The sequence below is a fragment of the Micromonospora sp. NPDC048947 genome, assembly GCF_040649495.1.
GTDB classification, from domain to species: domain Bacteria; phylum Actinomycetota; class Actinomycetes; order Mycobacteriales; family Micromonosporaceae; genus Micromonospora; species Micromonospora alfalfae.
Genome location: NZ_JBEZFO010000001.1, coordinates 85,926 through 97,433 on the forward strand (window position 1 = coordinate 85,926; position 11,508 = coordinate 97,433).

The following is an 11,508-nucleotide window of genomic DNA, read 5'->3' on the forward strand; positions in this document are numbered from 1 at the left end:
TTCCACGGCGTTGGGCTTTGCGGTGGACCGCCTTGTCGACGGCCGCCGGCGGCGCTACCCCTGCCGGCTCGGCGGTAGGCCGGTGCACCCGACATTCTTCGCGTACCGTCGCGAACTTTCGCACGGACATAGCAAACTTTTGATGCATCAAGGCGAAGCCATGGACACTCCAATCGAAACACCTTAATGTTTCGAGCCATCCACCCGGTGTTTCCGCAACGTCACTCGTCGGCGTCGAGGACGTTACGGAGCCGGGCCGACGGTCATCCTCACCGCTGCTCCACGCCGGCCGTCGGACACTCCACTGCCTCCTGGAGGAACGATGGGCACACGCCTGCTACGCCGACTCCACCATCCCGTCCTGGGTGCGCTGGCACTCGTCCTCGCCGCCGGTCTCTGGGCCGTCCCCGCCAACGCCGCCCCCGCGCAGGAACCGGGCGTCACGCTGCGCGTCTTCGACGTGCAGGTGCCGCTGTCCGAGTTGTGCACCCTCAAACCGGCCCAGACCCCGAACGTGGACAAGCTGATGTCCACAATCAACTGGACCTCGGCGGCCGACTTCGGCTTCGAGGACAACTTCGTCTCGCAGGTGCTCGGCAACATCACCACCACCCAGGCCGGCAGCTACACCTTCCGGCTCAGCAGCGACGACGGCTCCAAGCTGACGATCGACAACGCTGTGGTGATCAACCATGACGGCCTGCACGGCGCGACCCCTCCGAAGGAGGGCAGTGTCACCCTCACCGCCGGTCTGCACCCGCTTCGCATCGACCACTTCGAGCGTGGGGGCGGGCAGCAGATCACCCTGGAGTGGAAGACTCCCGGTTCGTCGACCTTCGTTGTCGTACCGAACTCGGCGCTGAGCACCGACGCCGGCGTGGTCCGGGTGACCGCACCCGGACGCAAGGAGTGCGAGGGGATCTCCGACACCCCCGGTGACGGCCTGCCGCTGACCGGCGTGCACCCCGGCTACACCCTGACCAACCTGCGGCCCAGCGGCTTCCAGCCGAAGGTCACCGGCATGGACTGGCTGGCCGACGGCCGACTGGTCATCAGCACCTGGGGCGGCAGCGACCAGTCCGGCACCTCCCAGGACGGCGAGGTCTGGATCCTCGGCAACACCGGCGGGTCGACGACCCCGGGCGCCGTGACCACCAAGAAGATCGCCGGCGGCCTCAAGGAACCGATGGGGCTCAAGGTCGTCGACGGGGTGGTCTACGTGACCGAGAAGCAGCGGTTGACCCGGCTGGTGAACACCGGCGGTGACGAGGTGGCCGAGCGCCTGGAGACCGTCGCCACCTGGCCGTACGGCGGCAACTTCCACGAGTTCGCGTTCGGCCTGCTCTACCAGGACGGATTCTTCTATCTGAACCTGTCGGTGTCGATCAACTCCGGCGGCGCCACCACCAACCCGCAGCCCGCCACCAACCGCGGCACCACCCTCAAGGTCAACAAGGACACCGGCGCGGTCAGCTACGTCGCCGGCGGTCTGCGTACGCCACACGGCATCGGCTGGGGCCCGGAGGGCGGCATCTTCGTCACCGACAACCAGGGCGGCTGGCTGCCCTCGTCGAAGCTGGTGCACGTCAAGCAGGGCCGGTTCTTCAACCACTTCACGAACCCGGCGGGTCCGTTCGACACCGCACCGGTCACGCAGCCGGTGCTCTGGATGCCGCAGAACGAGATCGCCAACTCGCCCAGCACGCCGCTCTACCTGACCAGCGGTCGCTACGCCGGCCAGTTCGTCATCGGTGACGTGACATACGGCGGCCTGCAACGCGCGAATGTGGAAAAGGTCAACGGCGAGTACCAGGGCGCGCTGTTCCGGCTCACCCAGGGCTTGGAGGCGGGCGTCTCCGAGGTCAACGTCGGCCCGGACGGCGCGATCTACGTCGGCGGGCTCGGCGCGGGCGGCAACTGGGGCCAGACCGGCAAGCTCTCGTACGGCCTGCAGAAACTCACGCCGAACACCGCCACCACGTTCGAGATGCTCGCGATGCGCGCCACCACAACCGGCTTCGAGGTGGAGTACACCCAGCCGGTGTCGACGGCGACCGCCACCGACCTGGCCGCGCGCTACAAGCTCAAGCAGTGGCGGTACGTGGCGACGTCGAACTACGGCGGTCCGAAGATCGACGAGGAGACCCTGACGGTCACCTCGGCCACCCTCTCGGCGGACGGCAAGAAGGTCAGCCTCACGGTGCCCGGTCGCAAGGCCGGCAGGGTGGTGCACCTGCGGTCACCGCGCCCGTTCACCTCCAGCAGCGGCCAGTCCCTGTGGAGCACCGAGGCGTGGTACACGCTCAACTCGATCCCGGGCAGTCCCCCGCCGCCGACCGGCGGCACCATCACCGGCGTCGGTGGCAAGTGCCTGGACGTCGACAACGCGGGCACCGCCGACGGCACGAAGATCCAGCTCTGGACCTGCAACGGCACCACCGCGCAGTCGTGGACGAAGGTCGGCGACACGTACCGGGTGCTGGGCAAGTGCCTGGACGTGGACAACGGTGGCACCGCCAACGGCACGAAGGTTCAGCTCTGGACCTGCAACGCCACCGCGGCGCAGGTGTGGCAGCCGCAGGCCGACGGGTCGATCCGCAACCCGCAGTCCGGCAAGGTCCTGGAGGCCGCCGGCGGCAGCAGCGCCGACCGCACCCAGATCCAGCTCGGCACGTACGCGGGCGGCGCACACCAGAAGTGGGTGGTCAGCAGCGGGGTAACCGGCTGACCTCGGACGAGGGGGCGCGGACTGACCGGCGGGTCAGGCCGCGCCCCGCCCGTCAGCGGCGCGAGGATCTCCGCTCAGCGGAACAGCACCGGCCGGTTACCCCGGGCGCCGACGAGGTGGCCCCGGATGTTGATGTCCTCGATCGAGTCGGTCTCCCACACGCCCCGGGTGGTCAGGTCGGTCATCACCCCGTTGCGCCAGAGGAACGGGCGCCACGCCACCGTGGTGGTGCTCTGGCCCACCACCTCGCCCCGGTCGTTGATCGCGGTGGCGCGACTCCAGTCGCCACCGAGAGTGCCGAGGTCGGTCAGTGTCCCGTTCTGCCAGCGGAACGCCCGCCCGTTCGCCGCGCCCACCACCTGGCCCCGGTTGTTGATCCCGACGGCCTCGCTGCCGATCTGTGTGAGCACCCCGTCGCGCAGCCGGCCACCGACGCAGGTGCACGGGTAGTCCTGCGGCGGCACGTTGAACCCGCCCACCACGTCGCCCGCGTTGTTGAAGTCGGCGGTGAACTCGTAGAAGTACTCCCGACCCAGGTCGGTGAAGACGCCGTTGCGCCACAGGAAGCGGTGCGGCATGTCGCCGGCCGGTTCACTGGTGCCGAGCACCTGCCGCCGGTCGTTGACGCCGATCGCCACGCTGTTCTCCCCGCCCAGGGTGCCCAGGTCGTGGAGTTGGCCGTCACGCCAGAGCACCGCGCGGGTCAGGTAGTCCGGGCCGAAGGAGGTGATCGCCACGTCACCGAACTCGTTGACGTCCACGGCGCTGGAATCCGTGTCGCCCGGCAGCACGCCCAGGTCGGTGATGACACCGTGGCGCCAGAGCACGGCGTGCCGCGCGCCGCTGGCGACGGTGCTCCAGCCGACGACGTCGCCGCGGTCGTTCATCGCTGTGGCGGCGCCGTCACCGCCGCTCAGGGTGCCGAGGTCGACGACCCGGTAGCTGTGCGCGGACGCGGCGGCGGGAGCGGGAGCGAGGGTGATCAGCGCGACGACGGTCGTCGCTGCGGTCAGCAGGGGACGCGGGGACACCATGGACACCAAGGGGGACGCTCCTCGGATCGGAGCGGCGACGACCCGGCGGACGGGCGCGGGGCCACCACCACTGCGCGTTCGATCGGTAACGCACAGTAGATCCGGTGTCATGGCGGGGCGCCAGGGACCGAACGGTCACCGACGCCCGTGGCGTGCGGCGCTGGGGCGTCGGTCAGGGGCCGTGTGGCAGCGGCTGCGCCAGTGCCCGTAGGTCCGCCGGCAGTTGGGCCAGGGCGTCCTCGAACTCCCGGTGCCCGACCACCCGGTGCATCGTCTGGAGCACCGCGCGGGTGCCCCGCTCGGCGGCCGTACGGTCGATCCCGGCGCGCTCGGCCACCCGGCGCAGGAACTCGTCGTAGCCGAACGTTTCCGGCGGCTCGGCGGCCTTGACCAGCAGCGGGCTCAGCTCGTCGGCCAGGTGGGGGGCCAACGCGCCCGCCTCCCCGCCGCTGAGCCGCTCGGTGAGGGTCCGCAGGACCGCCTCGGTGAGCGGGCGCGCCTGCTCCGGCGGGAGACCCGCCCGTGCCGCAACCTTGTCGACGAACGCCAGCTCGGCCATGCCCCCGCCCTTCGCTTTCGGAAACGCGTGGCTACCCGGGCCCACCGGTAGCAAACCCGGCAGCCGGAGCGGGATGGTTCTGCTTGTTGCTCCGCGCGGTGCCGTCCGCTTCTCGTACGGTGAGGTCGGACCGGGAACCCGACGGCTGCCCGACGGCGGCCCGTGCCGCAGGAGGAGCAGATGGCCCTCGACCTGCCCGACGTGATCGACCGGTACTTCCGGGCCGTCAACGACCGGGACCTGGACGCCTTCGTCGCCTGCTTCGCGGACACCGCGAGCGTCGCCGACGAGGACCGGCTGTACGACGGGCGGGCCTCGATCCGCGCCTGGCGGCAGAAGTCGATGGACGCCTACTCGTACACCGTCGAGCCGGTCCGGGTCACGTCGCAGGCGGGTGATTCGTATCTGGCGCTCACCCGGCTGTCCGGTGACTTCCCCGGCAGCCCGATCGAGCTGCGGTACCGGTTCACGCTGCGCGACGGGCTGATCGGCGCCCTGGACATCCGTCCCTGACGCCGAGTGCCCCACCGATACCAAGGGGGAACGCCGTGCCGCGAGGCTGGTCGGGCCCGCCCGCAGGTGATCAACCGCCGAACGGACGAGACAGTCAAGAGGGCAGTGGGTGACATGATGTGGCGGCAACAGCTGTCGCTACGAGAAGGGTTCCGGCTGCCCGATGGCGCACTTCGAGGCTCGCACGCCCACGACATCCGCGCGGAACGCGGTGCCGCTGGCCGGGCAGCCGTGCCGGGCGGGCTGATGCCGGGCGAGCGACGGGAGACCGTGGCCGAGCAGAGTGTCCCCACCCATGCCGCGGACACCATGGCGTATCAGGTCGCGACCGACATACGGGCGCTGCGCGCGTTCGTCAGCGCCGGGGCGCTGGCCCGTGGCCTGTCGGCCGAGCGGGTGGAGCTGTTGACGCTGGCGGTCAGCGAGCTGGCCAGCAACACGTTGCAGCACACCACCGGCGGCGGCTGGGTACGGCTCTGGGCCGAGCCGGGTCAGTTGTTCTGCGACGTGGTCGACCACGGGCCGACGCGGGCGTTGGGCCGGAGCATGCCGGCCGCCGACTCGGTACGAGGTCGCGGGCTGGCAATCGTCGAGCAGATCTGTGACGAGGTCGCTGTGCTCACCGGCCCCGGGGAGACCGTCGTACGGATTCGCCTGAGTCTGTGAAGGTCGGCGGCGATCCCCATCCGCCCCCGGCCAGGTTGGCTGCCACAATGCGGACAGCCCGGGCCGATGGTGGCACCGGGTCGGACCCGAACGGGAGGACGTCACGATGCCGGACAGCGCACGCGAGGCCGAACTGCTCGACGCCGAGCGCACCCTGCAGGCCGCCCAGCGGGCCGGTGACGTCGCCGCCCTCGATCAGTTGCTGGTCGACCAACTGATCGCCATCGGCCCGGACGGGCGTACCCAGACCAAGCAGGACGACCTGGCCGCCCATCGGGACCGCCGCTTGGTCATTGAGGAACTGGTGGAGGAGGAGCTGGACCTGCTCGTTGTCGGCGCGACGGGGGTGACGTTCTTCCTGGGCCGGGTGTCCGGCGTCTCCGAGGGGGCGCCGTTCGCTGCGCGGCTGCGCTACACCCGGACGTGGGTGCACGACGACCCGCACGGCTGGCGGGTCCTGGCCGCACACATCAGCCCGGTCTGACTCAGCTGCCGTCCTCGTCGTCCTCATCGAGCAGGCCCTGTTCGTCGAGGAACGCGAACCACCTGTCGTCGGCGGGGGTCAGGTCGGCGTAGCCCGGCCCGAGCAGGTAGTAGTCCACGAAGGATTCCACGTCGGGGGCCAGCTCCTCGAACGCGTCGGACATGAACCATTCGGTGCCGTTGGGTGGGAAGTACCAGATCGCTCCCGTGCCGCGATCCATGAAGATCGGCTCGTCGCTGCGGGTGCCGACCACCAGCCAGCCGGCCCGGTCCTGCGGGATGGACGAGAAGTCCGGCGCGTAGTCCAGGTGGTACTGCATCCCGGTGAGGGTCGACGAGGACGCCAGCTCGACCCGACCCGCCCGCAGCCCGTCGGCAACCAGCAGGAGGTCCCGCAGGCCGGCCGGGAGCCCCGCCGGCACGGCGTCGATCCCCGCCCCCTCGCCGAACTCGGCGTAGGCCAGGCTGTCCGGCACATCGGCCAGCTCAGCCCGCAGCTCCTCGATGAGCTGCCGCAGCTCGAGGTTCAACGCACCACCTCTGTTTCGGATGAGGTCCCGTCGGCACTGCCCCCGGCTGCCTGGAGACCTGCGAGCCGATGCGCGGTTTGGTTCTACCACGCACCAGCTCGCCAGAGCGTCACCTCGCCGAATCCGCCAGCTCGGCCGTCGACGTCGAGCCCTGTCCTCAGCTCACGACGGCCTCTACGGCGCCGACGCGCAGGGTTCCGTCGTTGAGGGGCGTACAGCGGATGCCGCCGGTGGTGCGCAGCGCCTTCCACGTCCCCGGGCCGACGGTGACGTCCATCCAGGCGCACGGTCGGGCCGCCCGGTTGACCCGCAGGCTGACCGGGCCGTCGCCGGAGTCCAGCACCAGCACCCTGCCGATCAGCTCGTCCACGGCGATCCCGGTGGTGAGGATGTTGCGCCGCACCTCGGCCAGGCCGATGCCGACCGGCAGCGACTCCTGGGCGATGACTGTGACGCTGGCGTCGCGGTGTGCCTGCTGGCCGAAGTACCTGTCGCCGACGATGCCGAGACCGGCTCGGATCCGGACGGCTTCCACCAGCTCACCGGGCGGGGCCGGGGCTGGGCCGTCGGCGGGCCGGCCCAGGAAGCGGTGCACGGGCGAGGCCAACAGCTCGACGATCTCCGGCATGGCAGGAATTCTACGAACCGGACCGGGCCCGCCGGGGCAGGTCGACGGATGAGCCGGTGGGGACGACGGCGCGAGCGTCGTCGTCCCCACCGCGCCCCCGGTTCAGGCCGGCGTGCCGGTGACGGTCAGGTTGCGCAGTCGGCCCACGTTGTCGAACGAGCCGAAGCCGACCCGGCCCGAGCCGAAGGTGGTGTCCCTCGCGGTGAGCAGCGGGTCGCGGTGTCCGTCGACGTAGACCGCGATCTCGCCGGTGCTCGGCAGGTGCACCACCCGGACGTGGTGCCACAGGGCATCGGTGATCGCCGGATTGGCGCCCCGGGAGCGGCCGTTCCACTGGTGGTCGATGCGCTCCCGGTCGGCGTTGTCCACCTTGAAGATGCCGTTGTGCGGATAGATCGTGTTGTCGGTGGAGAGGTGGGCGTAGTAGAACTCGGTGTCGGAGCGCCAGCCGAAGACGATGATCACGTCCCGGTTGGTGACCTCCACCGGGGTGTCGAGTCGTACCTCGGCGTCGATCCGCACCGACGACCACTGCGGGCCGTTGGTCAGCACCGCGTACTCGAAGGGCCGGCGCGGGCCCGGCCGGCTCTCCCCGGCCTCGGCCAGGATGACCTGGTCGCCTGTGAACTGCCACTTCGCAGGCGTCACCGGCGCCCAGTTCGCGGCTCCGGCGGCGCGGCGGACTGTGACGTCTCCGACGTCACCGCTGGCGAACTCCCGGGTACCGGTCACCTTCCAGACCTTTCCGTTGGCCTTGGCGAGGATGTAGAGCTCACCGGCGGCGTCGGTGCCGAAGCGCAGGTCCACCCGGTTGGGGTCACCGGGCGCGCCCGGGGCGGACAGGTCGCGCATCCGGACCGGGGTGCCAGCCGTGTCGAAGAGCGCGAGCTGGTGGATCGTGGCCAGATCCCGGCCCCGGCGCATCTCGTTGGCCTCGGTGTAGAGCACCCGGCCGTCGACCAGGTCGCCGAAGACGTACTTGCCGCGCAGCGCGGGCAGCGCCCGCCCCCGGTAGACGAAGCCACCGGCCACCGCGACACCGACGTCGTCGGTGCAGTTCCAACCGGCGGCGGGGTCGTGGTCGTACGCGGCGACCGGGTAGGTGTAGCCGTACCTGTCATCGTCGGCGGGCAGCGGGAACAGCCGGTCGCAGGGATTCGTTGCCGCCCTGTCGAAGACGAAGGAGCCTTCGCGCTCGCTCCAGCCGAAGTTGTCCCCGGCGCGGACCTCGTAGATGGCCTCGACGGCGTGTTCACCGATGTGCCCGAGGTACATCCGGCCGGTCGCCCGGTCCCAGCTGAAGCGGTGCGGGTCCCGGAAACCCACCGCGTAGAGCTCGCCGAGCGCGCCGGGCCTGCCGACGAACGGGTTCCCGGCGGGGATGCCGTAACGCCCGTTGGCGGAGTTGGTGCCCCGGGGGTCGATCCGCAGCAGCTTGCCGTGCGGCAGGGCAAGGTTCTGCGGATCGGTGTTGCGCGCGCCCTGGCCACCGTCGCCGACGGCGAGGTACAGCAGGCCGTAGTCACGGTCGTGGCGCTTGGCGGTGGGGTTGAAGTTGATCTCCTGGATGCCGTGTACCTGACCGCCGAAGCCGATGCGCAGCACCTCCCGGTGCGTGCCGGCGAAGGTGGCGGCGGCCGGATCCGTCGCCGTCCACTCGGTGATGACACCGTGGAAGATGGTGTTGGGCTGGGCGTAGTCCGCTGTGGCGGTCGTCGTCGACGCCAACTCGGTGTGGATGGTGTAGAACCGGCCGTTCACCCCGAACTCCGGGTGGAAGGCGACGTACCCGAAGCCCTGGCCGAGCCCACGACCGGAGAAGAACTGCGGCGCGAACGTCGCGGCCACGTCCAGGTAGACGTGCGGCACGCCACCCTCGACCAGGTAGAGGCTGCCGTTGAGGTCGGGCACCGCCCGCCGGCCGGAGCCGTCGGGCACCTCCATGATGGTGTTGATCCGCGCGGTACGCATGAGCCGCGCGTCGGTCGGCGCCGGCGTGGGGTACGACTGCGGGAAGCTTGCGTACTCGCTGAGGACCAGCCCCAGTCGGGACTGGACCGGCATCTCGGGGATCGGGTCGTAGACCGCGTCGGCGGCGCGCGCGGGCGTGGCGACCAGTGTGGACAGGATCAGCACGAGGGCGGTGAGGCCGGCCCTCACTGTGGGCCGGCGGACGGTGCCGGCGCGGCGGTGCAGGGTGCGCACGCGTGTCTCCTTCTCGGTGGGACGGTGCCGAGGGTGGTCAGCGGGCAAGGTGGTGGTACTGCCTCCGTACGTCGTTCGCGGAGACCACACTGTCGAGGAACATCAGGCCGTCCATCCGGCAGTCGCACGGGTTGCGTTCGAGTGTGTCCTGCGGGAAGCTCCCGCCGATCTTGATGCCCCGGGGGTCGGACGCGGTGGTCACGTGCGGGCCCGGCCCGGACACCAGCCACGGGTCGTCGGCGCGGGTGTAGAAGCCGTCCACCGGCTCGCCGTTGCGGTAGAGGGCGAGCGCGCCGGTGGTGAAGTCGAAGGTGGCGGCGAGGTGCACCCACTCCCCCACCGGCAGCAGCTCACGCCAGTCCCGGGTGGCGGCGAAGGTCTGTGAGTTGCCGCCGTCGAGCCGCCGGCCGAGCGCGACGAGGCGCAACTCCCCGTCGACGTCGATCAGCTCCAGCAGGGCGCGGACGCCGTGGCCGTCGGAGTCGCCGGTCAGCACTCCGGCCAGCCCGATCGCGTTGTACCTGTCGTCCGGGTCGGCGGTGGTGGAGTTGGGTAGCGGGCTGTCCATGTTCAGCTTGAACCAGCCCATCACAGTGGTGCCGGCGGTGGCGCTGAAGGCACGCAGTGTCCGCACCCCGCTGGCCGACCAGGTGCCGGCTTTCCAGTCGTCGTTGCCGGCGACGGCGGGGGCGACCTGCCGGGTCTGCACCGCGTTGCGGCTGCCGCGGTAGGCGCGGTCCGGCACCCGCATGGCGGTGCCGCCGTTGATCAGCTCGATCTCGGTGCCGGAACGCCCCTGGTCGCGTTCGAGGGCGGGGTCGCCGGGCACCGGGTGGTCGAAGTCGTACGCGGCGACCAGGTGCGCGCGCAGCGCCGGGTGGACGTCGGACGACATGCTGCGATCCGCCTGCGCCGCTGGCGCGCTGGCGCCGGTCAGTGCGCCGATCGCCAGGAGGGAGACGGCCGCTCTTCGGGCCCTGGACATGGCTGTCACCTCGTTTCGCGGCATCCCGGATGCCGGTCACGTAAGCGCTTACGAAAGCGCTTACGTACCCTAGGCTTCGATCGATGTCGCTCGCAACAGATCGGGCGACATGGATGTTTTCGGAAGGTTGCCGATGCCCAGGGCCAGCCAGCGGCCGCGCCTCGTGGACGTCGCCCGACACGCCGCCGTCTCGCTGGCGACCGCCTCCCGCGCCCTCGCCGGTCGTGAGGGGGTCAGCGCCGAGGTGGCCGACCGGATCCGGCAGGTCGCCCGCGAACTGGGCTACGTGGCCAACCCGTACGCCCGCACCCTGGCCAGCGGGGCCACCTCCACTGTGGGGTTGATCGTCCATCAGGTCGACGACCCGTATTTCTCCGAGATCGCCGCCGGGGTCATCCAGCTCGCCGCCGAGCAGGGGCTGCTCGTGCAGATCTGCCAGTCCGGCCGCGACCCCGACTACGAGCTGCAACAGCTGCGCCACCTGATCGCCCAACGGGTCGGCATCGTCCTGATCAGCGGTTCGGGCTACGACGACCCACGGATGGAGAGCGCGGCGCGCGCCGAGCTGGCCACGTTCCAGGACCACGGCGGCCGGGCCGCCGCCATCGGGCGGCACGCGCTCGGCGTCGACGCCGTGCTGCCGGACAACGAGGCCGGTGGCTTCGCGCTCGCCCAGCACCTGATGGATCTCGGCCACCGGCGGATCGCTGTCGCCGCGGGCAGCGCCGGCCTCACCACCGTCGCCGACCGGCTGGCCGGAGTGTCGTCGGCTCTGCGGGAGCGCGGGCGGTCCCCCGCCGACCTCGCCGTCGTGCACAGCGACTTCACCCGCGGCGGTGGACGCGCCGCCGCCGAGCAGATCCTCAACGACCATCCCGAGACGACGGCGATCATCGCGCTCAACGACGCGATGGCCATGGGCGTGCTGTCGACGTTGCGCTCGCGCCGCGTGCCGGTGCCCGCACGGATGTCAGTCGTCGGCTTCGACGACGTCTCCGTGGCTGCCGACCTCGCACCCAGCCTCACCACCATCCGCCTGCCGATGACCGAGATGGGCCGCACGGCACTCGCCCTCGCGCTCAAGCCACGCACGACACGCCCTCGCCGCCGTCCCACCGGGCACCTGCTGGTGGTCCGTGACTCGACCGGGCCGGCACCGAGGACCTGACCGACGCCA

11 protein-coding genes are annotated in these 11,508 nt (G+C 70.8%); 5 read left to right on the forward strand and 6 right to left on the reverse strand.

Going from position 1 to position 11,508, the window contains the following annotated elements; all coding sequences use genetic code 11:
• The first annotated feature begins 322 nt into the window (after positions 1-322).
• Positions 323-2,728: a ricin-type beta-trefoil lectin domain protein gene (locus AB0B98_RS00400; RefSeq protein WP_357359533.1), complete on the forward strand. Its 2,406-nt coding sequence runs from the start codon at positions 323-325 to the stop codon at positions 2,726-2,728.
• 74 nt (positions 2,729-2,802) lie between these two features.
• Here the strand turns inward: AB0B98_RS00400 and AB0B98_RS00405 are convergent, their stop codons facing one another.
• Both AB0B98_RS00405 and AB0B98_RS00410 read right to left on the reverse strand, forming a co-directional pair.
• Positions 2,803-3,762 carry a hypothetical protein gene (locus tag AB0B98_RS00405; protein ID WP_357360548.1) on the reverse strand — a complete coding sequence of 320 codons (960 nt, stop codon included), beginning with the start codon at positions 3,760-3,762 and terminating at the stop codon, positions 2,803-2,805.
• 172 nt (positions 3,763-3,934) lie between these two features.
• Positions 3,935-4,321: a DUF2267 domain-containing protein gene (locus AB0B98_RS00410; protein ID WP_357359535.1), complete on the reverse strand. Its 387-nt coding sequence runs from the start codon at positions 4,319-4,321 to the stop codon at positions 3,935-3,937.
• A gap of 180 nt (positions 4,322-4,501) precedes the next feature.
• Here AB0B98_RS00410 and AB0B98_RS00415 point away from each other — a divergent pair, with 180 nt between their 5' ends.
• The 3 genes from AB0B98_RS00415 (at position 4,502) to AB0B98_RS00425 (ending at position 5,984) form a co-directional block, all read left to right on the forward strand.
• Positions 4,502-4,834 (forward strand): nuclear transport factor 2 family protein, encoded by a 333-nt coding sequence (locus AB0B98_RS00415; protein ID WP_357359536.1) that lies wholly within the window; start codon positions 4,502-4,504, stop codon positions 4,832-4,834.
• 114 nt (positions 4,835-4,948) lie between these two features.
• A complete protein-coding gene (locus tag AB0B98_RS00420) occupies positions 4,949-5,500 on the forward strand; it encodes an ATP-binding protein (protein ID WP_357360550.1) in 552 nt (183 codons plus the stop codon).
• 106 nt (positions 5,501-5,606) lie between these two features.
• Positions 5,607-5,984 carry a nuclear transport factor 2 family protein gene (locus tag AB0B98_RS00425; RefSeq protein WP_238669122.1) on the forward strand — a complete coding sequence of 126 codons (378 nt, stop codon included), beginning with the start codon at positions 5,607-5,609 and terminating at the stop codon, positions 5,982-5,984.
• Position 5,985: 1 nt separating this feature from the next.
• Here AB0B98_RS00425 and AB0B98_RS00430 read toward each other — a convergent pair whose 3' ends face one another.
• The 4 genes from AB0B98_RS00430 to AB0B98_RS00445 form a co-directional block, all read right to left on the reverse strand.
• Positions 5,986-6,513 (reverse strand): hypothetical protein, encoded by a 528-nt coding sequence (locus AB0B98_RS00430; RefSeq protein ID WP_357286216.1) that lies wholly within the window; start codon positions 6,511-6,513, stop codon positions 5,986-5,988.
• Positions 6,514-6,670: 157 nt separating this feature from the next.
• Entirely contained in the window at positions 6,671-7,141 is a 471-nt protein-coding gene (locus tag AB0B98_RS00435) for a molybdenum cofactor biosysynthesis protein (protein ID WP_357359539.1), read from the reverse strand.
• Between the two features lie 102 nt (positions 7,142-7,243).
• Complete coding sequence (locus AB0B98_RS00440; RefSeq protein ID WP_357359541.1) at positions 7,244-9,346, reverse strand: PQQ-dependent sugar dehydrogenase; 2,103 nt, start codon at positions 9,344-9,346, stop codon at positions 7,244-7,246.
• A gap of 37 nt (positions 9,347-9,383) precedes the next feature.
• Entirely contained in the window at positions 9,384-10,331 is a 948-nt protein-coding gene (locus AB0B98_RS00445; RefSeq protein WP_357359543.1) for a LamG-like jellyroll fold domain-containing protein, read from the reverse strand.
• A gap of 133 nt (positions 10,332-10,464) precedes the next feature.
• Here AB0B98_RS00445 and AB0B98_RS00450 point away from each other — a divergent pair, with 133 nt between their 5' ends.
• Positions 10,465-11,499 carry a LacI family DNA-binding transcriptional regulator gene (locus AB0B98_RS00450; RefSeq protein ID WP_357359545.1) on the forward strand — a complete coding sequence of 345 codons (1,035 nt, stop codon included), beginning with the start codon at positions 10,465-10,467 and terminating at the stop codon, positions 11,497-11,499.
• The last annotated feature ends 9 nt before the right edge of the window (positions 11,500-11,508 follow it).